19 protein-coding genes and 2 pseudogenes are annotated in these 18,136 nt (G+C 32.2%); 5 read left to right on the top strand and 16 right to left on the bottom strand.

What is annotated here, in order from left to right:
- Positions 1 to 284: pseudogene (locus Q0P94_RS08920) on the bottom strand (hypothetical protein); the annotation flags it as partial.
- Positions 285 to 293: 9 nt separating this feature from the next.
- Positions 294 to 1,964, bottom strand: coding sequence for a glutamate--tRNA ligase (locus tag Q0P94_RS08915; protein WP_295115794.1), 1,671 nt, complete (start codon positions 1,962 to 1,964; stop codon positions 294 to 296).
- Between the two features lie 291 nt (positions 1,965 to 2,255).
- On the opposite strand from Q0P94_RS08915, the gene Q0P94_RS08910 reads away from it, so the two are divergent.
- Genes Q0P94_RS08910 through Q0P94_RS08895 form a run of 4 tightly spaced genes read left to right on the top strand, consistent with a single transcriptional unit; the run spans position 2,256 to position 5,455 of the window.
- Entirely contained in the window at positions 2,256 to 3,260 is a 1,005-nt protein-coding gene (locus Q0P94_RS08910) for a lipopolysaccharide assembly protein LapB (protein WP_295115792.1), read from the top strand.
- A gap of 1 nt (position 3,261) precedes the next feature.
- Positions 3,262 to 4,269, top strand: coding sequence for an aldo/keto reductase (locus tag Q0P94_RS08905; RefSeq protein ID WP_295115790.1), 1,008 nt, complete (start codon positions 3,262 to 3,264; stop codon positions 4,267 to 4,269).
- A gap of 2 nt (positions 4,270 to 4,271) precedes the next feature.
- Positions 4,272 to 5,087 carry a class I SAM-dependent methyltransferase gene (locus tag Q0P94_RS08900; protein WP_295115788.1) on the top strand — a complete coding sequence of 272 codons (816 nt, stop codon included), beginning with the start codon at positions 4,272 to 4,274 and terminating at the stop codon, positions 5,085 to 5,087.
- Positions 5,084 to 5,455: a PhzF family phenazine biosynthesis protein gene (locus tag Q0P94_RS08895; protein ID WP_295115786.1), complete on the top strand. Its 372-nt coding sequence runs from the start codon at positions 5,084 to 5,086 to the stop codon at positions 5,453 to 5,455. The genes Q0P94_RS08900 and Q0P94_RS08895 overlap by 4 nt, the downstream gene beginning before the upstream one ends.
- A 279-nt stretch (positions 5,456 to 5,734) precedes the next feature.
- On the opposite strand, the gene Q0P94_RS08890 is transcribed toward Q0P94_RS08895, so the two are convergent.
- Both Q0P94_RS08890 and hcp read right to left on the bottom strand, forming a co-directional pair.
- A complete protein-coding gene (locus Q0P94_RS08890; protein ID WP_295115784.1) occupies positions 5,735 to 6,064 on the bottom strand; it encodes a cupin domain-containing protein in 330 nt (109 codons plus the stop codon).
- Positions 6,065 to 6,067: 3 nt separating this feature from the next.
- A complete protein-coding gene (gene hcp / locus Q0P94_RS08885; protein WP_295115782.1) occupies positions 6,068 to 7,378 on the bottom strand; it encodes a hydroxylamine reductase in 1,311 nt (436 codons plus the stop codon).
- A 149-nt stretch (positions 7,379 to 7,527) separates the two neighbouring features.
- Between hcp and Q0P94_RS08880 the strand changes: the two genes are divergently transcribed.
- Positions 7,528 to 8,277: a TrmB family transcriptional regulator gene (locus Q0P94_RS08880; RefSeq protein ID WP_295115780.1), complete on the top strand. Its 750-nt coding sequence runs from the start codon at positions 7,528 to 7,530 to the stop codon at positions 8,275 to 8,277.
- Here the strand turns inward: Q0P94_RS08880 and Q0P94_RS08875 are convergent.
- The 12 genes and pseudogenes from Q0P94_RS08875 to Q0P94_RS10525 form a co-directional block, all read right to left on the bottom strand.
- Entirely contained in the window at positions 8,270 to 9,055 is a 786-nt protein-coding gene (locus Q0P94_RS08875) for an ADP-ribosylglycohydrolase family protein (RefSeq protein WP_295115778.1), read from the bottom strand. The two genes, Q0P94_RS08880 and Q0P94_RS08875, sit on opposite strands and share 8 nt — an antisense overlap.
- A gap of 332 nt (positions 9,056 to 9,387) precedes the next feature.
- The gene (gene idsA / locus Q0P94_RS08870; RefSeq protein ID WP_295115776.1) at positions 9,388 to 10,374 is read right to left on the bottom strand and encodes a short chain isoprenyl diphosphate synthase IdsA; all 987 of its coding nucleotides are present in this window, start codon (positions 10,372 to 10,374) and stop codon (positions 9,388 to 9,390) included.
- Between the two features lie 15 nt (positions 10,375 to 10,389).
- A complete protein-coding gene (locus tag Q0P94_RS08865) occupies positions 10,390 to 11,733 on the bottom strand; it encodes an RNase J family beta-CASP ribonuclease (protein ID WP_295115774.1) in 1,344 nt (447 codons plus the stop codon).
- Positions 11,734 to 11,736: 3 nt separating this feature from the next.
- Positions 11,737 to 12,783 (bottom strand): type 2 isopentenyl-diphosphate Delta-isomerase, encoded by a 1,047-nt coding sequence (fni, locus tag Q0P94_RS08860; protein ID WP_295115772.1) that lies wholly within the window; start codon positions 12,781 to 12,783, stop codon positions 11,737 to 11,739.
- 3 nt (positions 12,784 to 12,786) lie between these two features.
- On the bottom strand, positions 12,787 to 13,584 hold the full coding sequence (locus tag Q0P94_RS08855; protein WP_295115770.1) for an isopentenyl phosphate kinase: 798 nt from the start codon (positions 13,582 to 13,584) through the stop codon (positions 12,787 to 12,789).
- A 4-nt stretch (positions 13,585 to 13,588) separates the two neighbouring features.
- Complete coding sequence (mvk, locus tag Q0P94_RS08850) at positions 13,589 to 14,551, bottom strand: mevalonate kinase (protein ID WP_295115768.1); 963 nt, start codon at positions 14,549 to 14,551, stop codon at positions 13,589 to 13,591.
- Positions 14,552 to 14,560: 9 nt separating this feature from the next.
- Positions 14,561 to 15,409, bottom strand: coding sequence for an AmmeMemoRadiSam system protein B (gene amrB, locus Q0P94_RS08845; RefSeq protein WP_295115766.1), 849 nt, complete (start codon positions 15,407 to 15,409; stop codon positions 14,561 to 14,563).
- A gap of 8 nt (positions 15,410 to 15,417) precedes the next feature.
- Positions 15,418 to 16,020: a 30S ribosomal protein S2 gene (gene rpsB, locus Q0P94_RS08840; RefSeq protein ID WP_295115764.1), complete on the bottom strand. Its 603-nt coding sequence runs from the start codon at positions 16,018 to 16,020 to the stop codon at positions 15,418 to 15,420.
- Between the two features lie 22 nt (positions 16,021 to 16,042).
- Positions 16,043 to 16,237 (bottom strand): 4Fe-4S dicluster domain-containing protein, encoded by a 195-nt coding sequence (locus Q0P94_RS08835; RefSeq protein ID WP_295115762.1) that lies wholly within the window; start codon positions 16,235 to 16,237, stop codon positions 16,043 to 16,045.
- Positions 16,238 to 16,255: 18 nt separating this feature from the next.
- Complete coding sequence (gene eno / locus Q0P94_RS08830) at positions 16,256 to 17,500, bottom strand: phosphopyruvate hydratase (protein ID WP_295115760.1); 1,245 nt, start codon at positions 17,498 to 17,500, stop codon at positions 16,256 to 16,258.
- A 135-nt stretch (positions 17,501 to 17,635) separates the two neighbouring features.
- Positions 17,636 to 17,833 carry a DNA-directed RNA polymerase subunit K gene (locus tag Q0P94_RS08825; protein WP_295115758.1) on the bottom strand — a complete coding sequence of 66 codons (198 nt, stop codon included), beginning with the start codon at positions 17,831 to 17,833 and terminating at the stop codon, positions 17,636 to 17,638.
- Positions 17,834 to 17,887: 54 nt separating this feature from the next.
- Positions 17,888 to 17,980 (bottom strand): annotated as a pseudogene (locus tag Q0P94_RS10525) (DNA-directed RNA polymerase subunit N); the annotation flags it as partial.
- Positions 17,981 to 18,136 lie beyond the last annotated feature (156 nt).

Raw genomic sequence — 18,136 nt, 5'->3', positions numbered from 1 at the left:
TTTTCACCATCGGAAAAAGAAGATACAATCATATAATAAATATCATCATCAATTGGAATGAAATCTGAAGCAATCAAATTGATTTTATCGTTATTTTTTATATTTTTCTCAATATCTGCTTTAATATCCGGAAGTCCGACTAATGTAGGTGTAGTGGAAAATTTAATAGACATTGGTATTTTGGTATTTACCAAATACATATCATTAAATTCATCTTTAGTTGCAACGGGTTCGAAATCTTCAGGCATTTGAAGAGTTGAAAATCCATTTGAAAACATTGTCATATTATTCACCTATTTATGAGCATAATAGAATATTAATTCATCGTCTTTAATTTCGTCAAGACGTGCAAAACCAACTCTTTCAAATTGAACTACATCTCCAACTTTTAAATCTTTAAGTGCACCTTCACCAAGACCTGTTTTAATTGATGCATCATCCATAACAATTTTTACATTAACATTGTCTTCAATTGGCACCCATTGAATGATTTTTGCTTTTACATCACGAGCATCTTCAAAGGAAGATGAATGATAAGAAATAGTATCTCCTTTAATGTCCACATTTACTGCATCCATTAATCTGAATACACCATCAGCAATATCTGATTTAGCCAAATAAGCTTTTCCATTAAATGGCAAAATTCTATTTCCCCTATCCAAATGATCTGCATGGAGCGGTCTTTCAATATTCACTTCACCATCGTCATAATCCTCAACAGTGATTAATTGAGGTTCTTCACAGAAGAAATATCTATTTGCGACAGGTTCTAAAAAGTTACGATTTAAACCGTAAATTTTTTTCCAGCTAATAGCTGAATCAGCCATCTTTACACCGATTTCAGTGATTAAATTATAGATAGTTCTTGGGTCAATTCCTCTTCTTGCAATGGCCCTTAATGTACCTAATCTCGGATCGTCCCATCCAGAATAAGTTCCATCTTCTATTCCTGCCATAGCTTTAGAGGTACTGAGTGCAATATCCTCCATTTTCAATCTACCATAATGGATGTATTCAGGCACATCCCATCCCATATGATCATATAAGTATTTTTGTTTTTCTGTGTTTGCAAGGTGGTCTTTACCTCTCAATACATGAGTTAATCCCATCAGATGGTCATCCACTGCAACAGAGAAATTCATCATAGGATAAATTCTATATTTATTTCCTAAACGAGGATGAGTTTCATCAACTAATCTCATAGCCACCCAATCACGAATTGCAGGGTTTTTATGAGCAATGTCTGTTTTAACTCTAAGTACAGCTTCACCCGCTTTCATTGTGTCGAATTTTTCCCATAATTCAAGATTTTCTTCAACAGTATTATCCCTACATGGACAAGGTTTGCAATTATCTTTTAACTCCTTAAATGTAAAACCGTCACAGGTACACATATAAGCTGCACCTTTTTCAATTAGTTGGCGAGCATAATCATAATAGATATCAAATCTGTCAGACTGGTAAATTATTTCATCAGGGTCAATGCCTAACCATTCGAGGTCTTCAGGAATCATTTCATAAGCAGGTTCAAATACCCGTTTAGGATCAGTATCTTCAATTCTTAAAATTAATTTTCCATTATGTCTTTTCACATATTCAGCATTAGGAACCGCAGCTCTTGAATGACCAATATGTAAAGGACCGCTTGGGTTAGGAGCAAAACGTAATACAATATTTTCATGAGTTCCAGGAAGCTCTTGAAGTCCTACTTCTTTCGCTTTATGTTTTTTCTCTTGAACTTCAACACCATATTTTTCCATTTCAGAACTTTGTTCCTCAGGAGATAATGCATTAACTTTTGCTACAATTTTACCAGCTAGGGGACCAATCTCTTTTGCTTTGCTTCTAAGTTCAGGTTCATTAGACATGATTGAACCCATTACAGCTCCAGGATTAGCACTTCCTTTATGTTTAGCTGCATTTAATAAAGCATGTTTATAAACAATTTCTTCTAAATCATTCATTTAATCATCACATTTAATTAATTAATAAAAATAAGAACAAGTAAGATTTACTTACTAATAATAATTTGAAATTAGATATAAAAATAGTTAATGTTTTTTAGAAATAATGTTTTAAAATAAAACTATTTAATATTCCATTTCTAAAAGTATTTTATTTAATTTCAATTAGGTAAATAGTAATTTTACAAAAGTGGAAACAACATTAGTAAAATACTATATAAATAAAATCATAAATAATATTGAGAGTTGTTAAATAATAGGAGTTATATTAAAAAAATTTAGGTTGATATGATGAGCGATGCTATTCAACAAGCAAAACAATTAATTGAAGAGGGAAATTATAAAGATGCTGTAAAAATAGCCAGAAAAAGACATGGTAAAGATGATATTGACTCATATTTAACTATTTTAGACTTATTAATCAAAAAAGATTATTTACCAGCATTAGAAGAAAAAGGAATGTATTATCAGTATTATGATCCAAATCATGATAATGGAGATTATGGTGAAAAATACTTTGATGAATACCTTCAAAAACAGCCAAAATCTATAAATGCATTATGTGATAAGGCACTGTGCCGTTTCAATAAAGGAAAAATTGATGAATCCTTAGAGTATATTGATAAAGCTTACGAAAAATATAAAACATATTCCAAAATAGAAAAACCAAGAATTTCCAAAAAAGAAGTGAAAATGAGCAAAATTGAACTATTAATACAGGCAAAGGAATATAATAAAGCTTTGAATGAATTAAATAATTATGAAGCCCAGTACGGCAGTGATAAAAAATTAGATTTGTACAAGGGGCAAATGCTTCAAAAGACAGGAAAAAATGAGGATGCACTTGAATACTTAGAAAAATCACTCTCTGATGAACATACATTAATAACATTCAATGCCAAAGCTGATGCATTATATGAACTCAAAAGATACAAAGAAGCATTGCATGACTACAACCAATGCATCCAATACGAAAAGGAAGCAAATGAAAATTTAGAGTTAATAACAAATTTTAATTATAAAGCAGCATTCTGCTGTGTTAAACTTGGAGACAATCAGGAAGCTATCAAACATTTAAACAAAACTATCAATATGTTAAATGAACATGGTCGTCTTCCAAAAGATTTGGAATCAATATATCAAAAATGTTCCTTTGAAAAAGATAAGATAATGCGACAAGGCGACGTTAAAGATGAGGAATTCAAAAAAACAAGATTCATCTCTTCAAAATATGCAATTTATGCATTGATTGTCATATTAATTTTATATGTTATATTAAAGATATTTGGTTATTGAAATGAGACTTGGAAAAACTAATTTAGAAGTAAATAAAAATGGATTTGGAGCATTGCCAATTCAAAGATGCAATATGGAAGAATCACTGGAAATTCTTACAAAAGCATATGAGAATGGCATTGACTTTTATGATACTGCACATTTTTACACAGACAGTGAAGAAAAGCTGGGAAATGCTTTTGAAGATATTCGTGAAGATATTTATCTTGCAAGTAAAACCGCTGCTGAAACCCCTGAAGCATTCTGGAGTGATTTGGAAACTTCACTTAAAAGTATGAAAACTGATTACCTGGATTTATATCAATTCCATAATATTTCATTTACTCCGAAAAAAGACGATGTATTATTTAAAGCAATGTTACAGGCAAAAGAAGATGGAATGATTAATCACATTGGAATCACAACCCATAAAATTACCTTTGCTCATGAAGCTATTGAAACAGGACTTTATGAAACTTTACAATACCCCTTTTCATATCTAAGTGGTAATGAAGAAATAAAACTTGTCGAAAAATGTAAAAAATTAGATGTTGGTTTTATAGCTATGAAAGCAATGGGAGGAGGATTAATTAAAAATTCCAAAGCCAGTTTTGCATTTTTAAACCAATTTGATAATGTATTACCAATATGGGGAATACAAAAAATATCAGAACTTGACGAATTCTTATCCTATGACACTAACACCATTTTGGATGCAAGTTTAAAAGAGGAAATTGAAAAGGACAAAAAAGAACTCGGCGAAGACTTCTGCAGAGGATGCGGATATTGTATGCCTTGCCCTGAAGGAATTAAAATCAATACCTGTGCCAGAATGTCCTTATGGGTCAGAAGATTTCCAACAGAACCTCACTTAACTGAAGAATGGCAAAAAACAATGGCTGAAACTGAAAACTGTATTGAATGTTATGCATGTGTTGATAATTGCCCTTATGAATTAGATATTCCAAGACTTCTTAAAGAGAACTATGAAGACTACAAAAATATATTAAATGGAAAAACCAAGGTGTAAATGTGAAACAAACAATCAAAAACCCGAATGATGTAAAATGGGAAGACTTCTGGGCTGAAAAACTTGAAAATAAAATAGATAAAAATTGGGATAAAGCAGCACCGGGTTTTTTTAAAAGAACTAGAAAAGATGATTATCAAGATGCATTATTTGACATGATTATTCTTGATGAAAATGATACTGTCTTAGATGTTGGCTGCGGAGAAGGTTCCGTGACAATACCTTTAGCCAAAAAAGTAAAAAAAGTAATCGGTATTGATTCTTCTCCAAAAATGTTGGAATATTTAGAAAAAAGAGCCCATGAAAATGGCATCAAGAATATTGAAACATTTTTAAAACCTATTGAAGAAATAAAATATAAAGAAATAGGCAATGTGGATGTGGTTGTCTGTTCAAGATCATTGAATGGTATTATTCCAATTAAAGAAGTATTAACTGAATTGAACAAAATTGCTACCAAATATGTCTTTATCACTATTTTCGGACCTGAAAATAAAAAAATTGAAAAGGATTTTGATAAGGAAATTGGCAGAAAAACAGAAGATTACCCAGACTACAACTATTTCTTCAATATATTATTCAATATGGGAGTTTATGCCAATATTGAACGATTTGACCTTAATAATTATCGTGAATATGACAGTATTGGTGAAGCTATGGACAATGGTAAATTTAGACTTGATTTATATTCAGATGAAGAAAAGGAATTATTGAAGAACTATTTAGAAAGAATTCTTTCTAGAGATGAGAAAACCGGAAAATTATATAATCTTAAAGATAAAGCAGATTGGATTATGGTTTGGTGGAAAAAACAATGAAACAATACATTGTTGATGCATTTGCAGACACTGTTTTTATGGGAAATCCTACTGCAGTTTGTATTTTAGACAAATGGATTTCCAATGAATTAATGCAAAATATTGCTATTGAAAATAATTTATCAGAAACTGCATTTGCTGTTAGACAAAATAACGTTTATCATATCAGATGGTTTACGCCCGGCAGAGAAGTGGACTTATGTGGCCATGCAACCCTTTCAACAGCATATGTTATTTTTAATTTTTATGAAAAAAAACATAGAGAAATTCATTTTAAGACAGCGGATAATGTAAATTTAACTGTTAAAAGAAAAAATGACCTATCATACCATATTGGTCAAAAATACTTCAAAAGAATGACATTATAACATATCAAGCATCAAAAAGAACTGGAATATTATACTGTAAAATGAATAATGATAAAGTAATTATTGCTGGAAAAGCAACACTATTCAGTGAATCAAAAATAAATATAACATAAAAAAATTATTCTTTAATTTCATCAAAATATTCAGAATCAACATCACATAATAGACAAACAAATCATCAGGTAAATCATCACCTCATAGACATAGTCTCAAACTTTACATCCCCATGCCATAAAAACAGATAAAAAAGAAATAAAAAAAAAAAGAAATAAAATGAAATTAATCAGATTTAATCATGGTTAAAATCATTTTATATGGACAGTTTACTGCTTGAAGTGCATGTGGTTCATTGGCTGGCATTATTATGATTTCACCTGCTTTAACTGTGTGTTTTACACCTGAGATTGTAATTTCCGCTTCACCATCAATAATTTGAACCATCGCATCAAAAGGAGCAGAATGTTCGGACAAACCTTGACCTTGATCAAAAGCAAAGAATGTGACAGTACCTAACTCTTTTTTGATAACCTCACGACTTACAACAGTATCGTCTTGATAATCAACCAACTTTTGGATATCAAGAGCTTTAGCTTTAATATCCTCATTCATTAATTATTCCCCCATAATTGTTTTAATATCAGCTATAGCATCACCGGTGGTTGGTGTTAAATTGTAATTTTCAACTAAAACACTTATGATATCGTCATTACACCATGCAGGAAGCACTGGTCCGAGCCACATGTCGGTTTTTCCAAGGTATAACAATGCCCAGAGTACCGCAGCTGCTTTTTGTTCCATCCAGCTTAATACAATTGTTAATGGCAGTTCATTTAATTCCATGTCAAATAAATCACATAATGCTAATGCTACATCAACTGCAACAATAGTATCATTACATTGTCCTACATCCAGTAATCTTGGAATACCTTCAATATCACCTAAATCCAAATCATTGAATTTGTATTTACCGCATGCTAATGTTAAGATAACAGTGTCTTCAGGTAAGTTTTGTACGAATTCTCTGTAATAATCATTGTGTTTTGCTGCTTTGTCACATCCGCCAACAACAAAGAATCTTCTGATTTTTCCTTCTTCAACTAATTTTTTAATTGCGTCAGCATGTTCAACAATAGCTCCTGCACTCCATCCGGTAGTAATTGTGGTTAGTTCTTCTGGTTCTAATGATCCAAGAGATTTTGCACATTCAATTACTTCTGAGAAGTCATAATTTTCTACAGTTTTTACTCCTTCAAGTTTAGCTACATCCATTGTGAACATTCTTTCTTTGTATGCATCAAGTGCTGGCAATACACAGTTGCTTGTTCCAACAATTGCTGCATTGTATTTTTTGAATATTGTTCTTTGATCATGCCATGCTCCACCTAATTGACCTGCTAAATTTTCATATTTGTTTAATCCAGGATATCCATGAGCTGGCAACATTTCAGAGTGAGTGTAAACTTTAATATCAGTTCCTTCAACTTGTTTTAATAATTCTTCTAATGCTTTTAAGTCGTGTCCAGTTACAATGATAGCTGGCCCTTCTTGTGCACCTACTTTTACTTCAACAGGTTTAGGTTCACCATATGCTTCAATGTGTGCATCTTTAAGCAATCTCATTACTGCTACACTTTTTTCACCTGCTTCTAAAGCAAGTCCAACCAAATCATTTACATCAAAGTTAACATTAGTTAATGTAGTGTATAAACCTTTAGTCAAAAATGCATCGATTTCAGGGTCAAATTTTCCTAAAACATTTGCATTATAGTTATATGCACTAATTCCTTTCATAGTAAATATTAAATTGTCTTGTAATCTTGCCACAGTTGGTTTTTTACCACAAACTCCACTTACAGTACATCCAGTACCTTTAGCGGTTTGAGAACATTGATAACAAAACATATCCAATCCTTCTTCTGCCATAATTAACACCTCTTTTATTCGTTAATATTAAATTAACTGGAACAATATATAAATATTTTGTTACTTTAAAAGGGTGAAAAGTAGTAATGATTATATAATATAAAATTAATAGTAAAATTATGGATGAAAATATATCAGTATTAAAAGGAATGGGACTTACAATGTATGAAGCTCAAGCATATGTAACGCTCACTTCATTAATTCAATCAACAGCAGCAGAAATAGCTGAAAAATCAAACATACCTAGAAGTAAAATATATGATGTACTTAAAGGACTGAACAAAAAAAACTTTATTGAAATTGAAGATGGAAGACCATTAGTATACATCGTAAAATCACCTGTAGAAGTATTGAGTCGGGAAAAAGAAATTATTGACGTAAAAATAGAAGATACAATTACAAGACTGACAAACATATATGAAAATGGTATGAGTCAAGTTCAGGCCCCAATCTGGAGAATATACGGTGTTGAAAAAATTATTAATCAAGAAGTTGAAATCATCAGCAGGGCTAAAAAAACAGTGAATATGAGAATTGGATTTTTATTTGAAGGCGAAGGTGAAGCAATAGTTAAAGCTCTCAAAAAAAGACGAAATCTTGAAGTTCACATTTTAGCCTCACCAACATGTTACATCAATAATGAAAAATTTGAAATAATCAAATTTTTTGAAAACCATAACATCAATATCCAAAAGGCAGATATACCTTTTGTAAAGGTAATAATTTCAGACTCAAAAGAAATGCTGCACACATACACAAAATTTTCAGAAGACAAACGAAATGTAATACCGGAAACAGCAATTGGAATTTGGAATAAATACGAAGAAATAGCTAAAAACTATGATGACCGTTTTAAAAATCAACTAAAAAAAATAAAAAAGCAACAGAAAATTAAATAAAAGTTTCTTGAAACTCAGTTAAAATATCTAAAAGGCCATCATCAAGACGAGATTCAGTTTCATAACAAATTTCATAAGGGACATCCCAATATGCAGAAGCTATACTTCCAGAAATTGCTGCTTGAGTATCTGCATCACCACCTAACGATACGGCATTTCTTACAGTATCTTCAAAATTTTTCCCTTCTAAAAAACAAATTATTGATTCAGGAACACTACCCGCACATGAAACATCAAATGAATAGTTAGGCCTTATTTCATCCAAAGAATTACTTAAATTATAACCATATTCATTTTCAATATGGTTTTTAATATCCTCTTTTGAAGATCCTACTTTGGCCAAATATATTGCATCAGCAGTGGCCAATGCACCTTTAATACCTTCAGGATGATTATGTGTGACAACTGCAGACATATAAGACAGTTTTTGATTTTCCTCTAAAGTTTCAGCCACCCAAGAACAAGGAGAAACTCTCATAGCAGAACCATTTGCCCAACTCCCATAGGGTTTAGAATCATCATCAAATAACCATCTGATAAAACGTCCTCCATAACCCGCATTGGGATATGTATTTCCCCAAAATTTCAACTCATTGATTAAAACACTTTCAGATGTTTTATCCTTCATCAACCAATTTGCAACAGCCAATGTCATAATACTATCATCAGTGAAACATGACCTGTCCTGAAATAATTGAAAATCCTTTGTTTTAATAGAATTCCATTCTCTAGTTGAACCAATCATATCCCCACTAATTGCACCAATAATTCCTTTCATATTACTAGATTATACACATTATATTAAAATAATTTACCCAATATTAAAAAATTGATCTAAATTGATAATATTGCTTTAAAAATAAAGAAAAAGATTAAATAATGGAAATAATAAACTTAAAATCGATAATATTTAATATTATCATACATATTTGAATTTCTATTCTTTAATCAAAAAAAGAATCATTTCTAAAAATAAATTCATTATAATATTTTAAAAAAAATAGGAATTTCAAAAAAAAATACTCACAAAAAAAACCAATGAGAAAAAAAATGGTTCCAGAATTTTTTCTGGAATCCTTACTCATTTTAAAAATAAAAAAATGAGAGAAATTATGCACTTCTCTCAAGTACAAAATCTGCAATGTTTGAAAGTGTTTGTTTAAATGAAGAATCAGGCAATATTTCAAGTACTTCTTTAGCTTCATCAACAGATTTTAATGCCAAATTGCGAGCATATTCAATGGATCCACATTTTGTTAAAATTTCAATAGCTAAATCTATATCTTCTTGTGGAGTTTCTTCCTCTTTTAATATTTCGAGTAATTTTTCTGAATCATCACCTGCAGAAGCAAGACCATTAATTGCAATAATGGTCATCTTTCCTTTACCAATGTCTGAACCAATTGGTTTTCCCAATGTCTCTTCATCAGCAGCTAAATCCAAATAATCATCTTGAATCTGGAAAGCTAAACCAATCAATCTGCCATATTCATACATAGCATCAATTACTTCTTGTGAAGCACCACCCATCACTGCTCCTGCCTTTGTTGCAGCTGCAATTAAAGCACCAGTTTTTTTGAAAATCATTTCCATGTACTCATCTTCAGAGACATCAAATCTCTCTTCAAAACTCATATCTAATGCTTGACCTTCACAAATTTTCACACATGCATCAGCAACAGTAGCTAATGTTTGGTTGTTTTGATCAGAAGTAGTACCTTGTGATCCAGTAATTATTTCAAATGCTTTAGAGAATAAAGTATCTCCTGCAAGAATAGCTACATCCTGACCCCAGACTTTATGTACTGAAGGCATTCCTCTTCTCATATCATCATCATCCATGATATCATCATGAATAAGTGAAAATGTATGAATGAGTTCGATAGCAGCAGCAGCTTTTAAAGCACTTTCACGAGAACCCCCAACAGCTTCAGATACAATTAATGTTAATGCTGGTCTAAGCATTTTACCGCCAGCCCTAGTTAAGTAAACTGAAGCTTCTCCAAGATTATCAGGAGTAATGATAGATAATTCTTCTTCAATGGTTTTTGTAATATCAGTTGAATAACTTCCAAGTACTTCTTTTACATCACTCATTATAATTCCCTCTTTTTAATTTTTAAAAACTTGTGCTTGAGCATTTCTTAAGATATGAATATCATAACCAATTCTGTAACCTTCTTCTTCAGCAAGTTCAGCATAAGCTGCAAGCATAGATAAGTCTCCGTGTGCCGGAATGATATGCTGTGGTTTAAGCATGCGTAAAAATTCTCTGTGGTCTTCTCTTCCAGCGTGACCGGAAACGTGAGCATTTGGATAAATTCTAGCACCCTTCAATTTTAATCTTCTTTCCATAATATGCCTATTAGCAGCATTTGTTGGATTTGGAATAATAGGTGCTGAAATAATAACATTATCTCCCTTTTTAATATTGAATGGAGTTCTGCCATTTGCAATTCTTGGAAGTAAAGCATCAGGTTCACCTTGGTGACCTGTAGTTACAAGCAAATAATTAGCTCTATCTTCATCAGCTCTCATCAAAGCCTTGTTAACCGCTTTTGGAGAACCATAAATGCTTGCATTTTTTGGCAACTTTAAAATTCCTAATTTTTGTGCAATACCACAGAAACGTTCCATAGATCTTCCAAGGAAAAATATTTCCCTATGACTTTTTTTAGCAATATCTGCAATAGCCTGGACCCGTTCAACATGAGAAGAAAATGTGGTAACGATCATGCCTGTTTTTTCATGCAACGGACCTCTCATTACATCTTCAAGAATGTTTCTTGCAATTCTTTCAGAATGTGTTTTAACTTCACCATAATTTTTTGCATTAGTAGTTTCAACAATTAAAGCCAATACGCCTTTCCTACCCAATTCTCTCAATCTCTTGTAATCAGGTGGAGGAGATACTTTTTGATGATTATCAAATTTAAAATCTAATGCATAAACAATAACTCCTTCAGGAGTATGTAAAACTGGAAATACAGCTTGAGGAATACTGTGTGTTGATTGAACAAATTCCAAAGTAATGTCTTTAGAAAGTTTCAATTTGCTTCCAGGATTCAAAATTCTAATAGGATTAGTTACTTTAAATTTACGTTCCCCTTTAATTTGTTTTTCAATTAATGCAGCAGTATACGGTGTTCCGATTAATGGAGCATCATATCTGTGAGCCAATTTAGCTACTGCACCAATGTGATCCAAGTGCCCGTGGGAAAAGATGATACCTTTTACTTTACCGTCAACATCCTTCATTAGAGTATCATCAGGAATAACACCCCTTTCAATTAAGTCTAAACTATGCATCCTATCGATATCAGTATCTTCGTGCATACTAATCCTATCAAGATGTATTCCCATATCAAATATAATAACATCTTCGCCTATCTTGATAGCAGTCATGTTTTTTCCAACTTCCTGATATCCCCCGATAGCGATAACTTCTACGCTCATGTTTTATCTCCTTGAATAATTTTTTGTGTTTATACCTCTTTCACTAAGCCACTCTCTTGTTTTTCCACTAATAACCAATTTGGATTGTTTCAATTCTTCAATGTTATTAGCTCCAACTAAAAACATAGCAATTCTTAGGGAATCATTGAATCTTTCAATAAATTTATTTAACTGTTCTTGAGAAGCAGAATTTTTTAAGAAAGGTAAAGCCATTCCAACGGCATCTGCTCCAAGAGCAATAGCTTTAGCCGCTTCAAGACCTGAACGAATACCCCCTGAGGAAATAACTGGAACATCAACGGCATTAACAACTTCCACAGTGCTAATTGCAGTTGGAATTCCCCAATCCCAAAAGATTTCACCCATATATCTGTCTTCAGCACGATATGTTTCAACAGCAGCCCAACTGGTTCCGCCAGCACCTTCAATATCAATGTAATCCACACCGGCATCAACCAATAACTTTGCAGATTCACCAGATATACCGCAACCAGTTTCCTTAGCAACAATTGGAATATCTACAGAATCACTAATTCGATTAATTAAATCAAGATATCCTCTCGCATCCAAATCGCCTTCAGGTTGAATAGATTCTTGAAGAGGATTAAGATGAATGGCTAAAATATCCGCATCTAAAATTTCCACTGCTTTTTCAGCCAAATTCAATTGAGGAGCACCAATATTTCCAACAAGTAAACAGTTTGGAGCATTTTCACGAACAACAGAATAAGTATCCTCTAGTTCAGGATGCTCACAAGCTGCCCTTTGAGATCCAACACCTAATGCAATACCATTATTTTCAGCGGCAATAGCCAACTGTTTATTAATATTCTTTGCAGCAGGATGGCCTCCAGTAATAGCAGTGATAAATAAAGGAGAGTTTAATCTTTTACCAAAAGCGGAAGTGGATAAATCAATTTCCTGTTTATCAATTTCCGGCAAAACATTATGGATTAACTCTATATCCTCAAATCCAGTTGTTTTATTTTTAAACTCAACATCATAATTTTCACAAATTAATAAATGCTCCAATTTTCTATCTGAAATCATGCACTATTTTCCCCTTGAAATAACAGTTCCCTTTACGTTTTCGTTTTCTAAGACTTTGAAAATATTATCTTCAACTTCTGCATTTATTATTTTAGATTCAATTCCCAAATCTGCTAAATATAAAAGTTCTTTAATTTTTCCAATCATTCCACCAGTTACATCAATATTTGTTGTTCCTTCTAAGGTATCCAAATCATCCAAAGATGAAAATTTGTCGAAGAAAACTGCATCATCATGAGTTTTAGGATTTTTATTATAAACCCCATCCACATCAGTTCCCAAAACAACCCTATCCGGATTAAGATTTTTAGCCAAATATTGGATAATCTGGTCTCCTGAAATGACACAGAATTCCAACTCATCATCCAAGACAACATCCCCATAAATAACTGGGATAAATCCTTTTTGCAAGTAACGTTTAAAACTATCAAGATTACCTTCAACGATTCTTTTATTTGTAGCTGTCATAAAACTAGAAGCCGGAATGGCAACAACAGGTAATCCTTCCTCAATGAAAGCTTCACTAATATACATATTTAATTTTTTAACAGCATTTTGAATTTCACAGAATCCAATTCTTTTTTGAGGATACTCGGATTCATCAAATTTTTCGCCAATTTTATATTTTTTAGCAGGCGGATGACCGAAAGATCCCGCACCATGAACAATAATTAAATCCTTAGGCGAATTATCCAATGAAGATTTAACTTCAGATGCAATTCTTCTAAGACTCTGAACATCAACTTCACCTACAGAATCTTTATTAGTTAAAATACTCCCGCCAATTTTTAAAATTATCATAAAATCACTTATAAACCCTTGAAGAAACCCCTCTTCTTGTGAATCGAATCTTTAAAATATTATCATCCCGAGCTATAGCATTAGCAACTTCATCCACCTTACCCGGACACAATGCTATAATACTGCCACCTCCACCGGCTCCAGTAGTTTTAGAACCAATGGCACCTGCTTCTCTTGCATTATAAACCATACGAGATAATTCCAAAGTGTTAACACCCAATACGTCTAAAAATCCGTGATTGATATTCATTAATTCACCAATCTTATTAAAATCTCTTTTTAAAATAGCTTGCTTAGCATAATTGGTTAAATTTCCCATAGCAGTAATAACCGGATTAATAATTTTAGGATTTCTTGTTTTTAAATTTTTAACATCTTTAACCATTTTACCGGTATTACCATGTTTAGTTGTGTAACCTACAACAAATGGAACATTAAAATTAACATTAAAACGTTCTACTTTTTTATTTCTGGATAAATAAACTAATCCTCCATAAGTAGAAACCAATGTATCAAGAGGACTTGCAACCCCCTGAACAGCCTGTTCTACCATATGAGCATCATGTGCAAGAGATTTCTTATTAAAACGAACATTATGATATCTATATAAAGCAGCAAGAATAGCTACAGTAACAGCAGCAGATGACCCTAATCCCGAGCCGATTGGAACATTTGATGATAATGTAATGTCAATTGGAGAGTGGTCGTGAGCTTTGTAAAGAGCTTCTAAAATGTATCGAATAATACCTGGTTTTCCTTTTGTTAAAATATACTTTTTATGACGAGTCAATAATTCAGCTTCAAAACCAATATCCGGAGCTTTAAAAGTAGAAACACCACTATCAGAATCTTTAATAGTTATATATGCTCTTTTATTAACAGCACCTGCTATAGCAGGTTCTCCATATACTACAGAATGCTCTCCAAATAAAATAGTTTTTGCAGGAGCAGAAGCTTTAGCTATCATAAATACACCTTATTTAAAAATACCTGAAGCATAACCAACGACAGAGCTAAAATCTCCAGTAACATCACCACTGGTCCTATAACCTAATATTTCACAATTTTTCTTTCCAGACATTTTAGAAAGAGAAATTGTAGTCATTACTGGACCATAACCACACATAGTTATATTAAATTGAATAACTTCTTCAAAAAGTTTAAATTCATTCATTTCACTAATATCTTCCAAAACAAAACCATCAACTTTATTTGCTTTCTCTTGATTGTTAAAATGAGATAAATCAGTACTTGCAATAACACAATACGATTTACCTAATTTATTTCCAGTCTCAAAGATTGATTTTGCCAAATCGCTTGAAGCAGAAAATGTTTGGGAACCCATAGTAATGGGGACTATCTGGAAATCATTGGAAAAATATTGTAAAAAAGGTAGTTGAACTTCAATACTGTGTTCATGAACGTGTGCCTGAAAATCTGCAGTAGCAATATCAGAAAAAGAAATGATTTCATCCGCAAATTCTTTATCCACTTCAACATTTCCAAGAGGAGTTATCCATTCACCCTCGTTGAAAACAGAAACTTCACTACCAAAACCCGTATGATTAGGACTCAAAATAATAAAAACTTCAGGAAAACCATGTTTAACTATATTGCAATAGCCTTTAGCAGCTATTGCACCAGAATATTGATAACCTGCATGAGGAACCATAATATGAACTGGATAATCACTTCCTTCAAAAGAATTAAGCTTAGGAATTTCAGAAATATCTTTATTTTCTAAAAAGCAATTTTCAATCAATTTTCTAAGCTCATTAGGATTATCTGGATAGAATGATCCAGCAACAGCAGGTTTTCTTAACATTGTCTCACTTAAAATTTGAGTTCAAAGTCAGTAGCATCAATATCTAAGTCACCGTCTTCAGGAATATCTCCTCTTTCTCTTAAGATTTGTCTTGCAAGTAACCAATAAACTAATGCAATAGCTTTTCTACCTTTGTTGTTTACAGGCACTGCAATATCAACGAAACTGAGTAAGTTTTCAGTATCACATAAAGCAACAACAGGAATACCATTTTGTTTAGATTCTAAAACTGCTTGTGCATCAGATCTTGGGTCAGTTACAACAATAATTTTTGGTTCAATGAATTTTGCATAATTAGGATTAGTCAAAGTACCTGGGATGAATCTTCCAGGAATAGTTTTAGCACCAGTTATTTCACCGAATTTCTTAACAGGAGCTTGACCATATTGTCTGGTAGCTACTACTAAAATATCTTCAGGATCATATTTTGCTAAAAGTTTTGCAATTTGTCTAATTCTTTCATCAGTTTTTTGAATATCTAAAACATATAAACCGTCAGATCTTACTCTGAATATGTATTTTTCCATATCGCTAGTTTTTTGTTGGGTTCCGATATGTAAACCTGCTGCTAAATAATTATCTAAATCTATTAAAAGTTCATCATTTACCATAATTACACCTCATTATTTTAATTTAATCATCATCTTCAATTTTTACGCATTCTTGTGGACAAACATCCATACATACTTCACAATAACTACATTCTTCAGGATCGACAATTTCTATTTTGTCACCTTTAAGAACTAAAACTTCCATTGGACAAACATCAGCACATTCAGCACAGTCCGCCCCATCACATTTATCATAGTCAATAGTTACTTTAGCCATAATAATCACATATTTAACTTAAAATGACCCCATTTTTGGATTTGGAAGTTCTTCTTCGATACGAATCAACTCATTTAATTTAGCTATTCTTTCACCGCCAATAGCCCCAGTTTTAATCAATGGAGAACCAAAACCAACTGCTAAATGAGCAATAGTTTCATCAGTAGTCTCACCAGACCTATGGGACACAACAGGAACAATATCATTTTCTTTAGCTAACTTTACGGTAGCATAAGTTTCAGATAAAGAACCAATTTGATTTGGTTTTATGATAATAGCATTAGCCGCTTTCATTTCAATACCCTTAGCTAAAATTTCTTTATTTGTTACAAATAAATCATCACCACAAATAAGGCATTTATTTCCAACTTTTGCAGTTAATTGAGCAAAACCATCGAAATCAGACTCATCAAATGGGTCTTCTACATAAAACATATTATATGTTTCAATAATATCTTTAACGAAATCAATTTGATCTCCAGTATCTCTTTCGATACCATCTTGGGAATAAACATATTTTTGTTTATTGCTATCCCATAATTCGGAAGCAGCCATATCTAAAGAAGGTTTAATTTCTATACCCAATTCATCACCAACTTCTTCACATGCTTGAGCTTGAATCTCTAAAGCATCAATATTGGATATATTAGGTATCCAACCGCCTTCATCACCTTTTCCACCTGTGAAATTTGAATCTTTAACTTGAATTAATTCCTTTAATTTTTTATGAACTGAAGCATTAGCAAAAATTGCATCCCCAATATTAGTAGCTCCAGTAGGAACAACCAAAAATTCCTGAATATCAGGTGCATTGATGCCTGCATGTGCTCCGCCATTCATCATATTACCTAATGGGAATGGCAATTCATTGATTAAATTTCCACCTATGTACTTGTATAATGGCATATTATAAGAGGAAGCCGCTGCTTTAGCCACAGCCATAGAAATTGCTACAGTAGTATTACCACCAATAGCAGATAAATTATCAGTTCCATCGATTTCTTTCAGTACTTCATCAATAGTTGCTATATCTTCAGCATCCATACCTATAAGTTCTGAAGCAATGAAATCCTCCATTTCACTTACAACAGTATCTACTCCACCATCAGGAAATGAAACTACTTCTCTAGAACCGGTACTTGCGCCACTAGGTGCAGCAGCCCTACCGGAACTATTCCAAGTAAGTACATCTACTTCAATAGTAGGGTTTCCTCTGCTGTCCAAAATCTTACGAACTTGGACGTCTTCTATTATACTATTCAAAAAAAACACCTCAGTGCCCTTTAATTTATTACCATATAATCTATACTCTTTAAAAAATCAGTAAGTTTCTTTATAGAGTTATGTTGGTATTTTTTATTTTTTTTAAATAAATTATAGAATAAATAGATAAACTATTTATTCGTCTCTAATAACATCTAATGGTAAAACTCCAGCTTTAAGTTCTTCGTAAGCTATATCAATTGGATCCAAAGAGTCTTTAATATCCACTAAAGGTTTTGCTCCCATAGATATTTGAATTGCTCTAGCTCCGAGAAGTCTAGCTCTTTCAAACCTTGTTAATTTTTTTTCAACATTCATGAATATTACTTCCATTTTTAGGCATATATTTTACCAAGATTATATTCAAATATAAAATCCCTAAACCGGTTAATCCCATGTTTCAACATGAGAAATTAACATTCTTCTACAACAGTACCTGGTTAAACCTAATTCATCTAAAACATCTTTAGATTTATCACCAGAGTAATTGCCACGTAATCCTAAGTTAGAAAGAATTTCATTAGCTTCTTTTTTCTCAATAGTTAATTGTTCCATAAAGGCACCAACTAAATCACGATCTTCTAATTCATGAAATAGCTGTTTACCGCCAATCATTCTTATTGTATACTCATCGAA

It is taken from the genome of uncultured Methanobrevibacter sp. (assembly GCF_946184425.1).
Taxonomy (GTDB): domain Archaea; phylum Methanobacteriota; class Methanobacteria; order Methanobacteriales; family Methanobacteriaceae; genus Methanocatella.
Note: the sequence above shows the minus strand (reverse complement) of the source record. Positions and strands in the feature narration are given on the sequence as shown.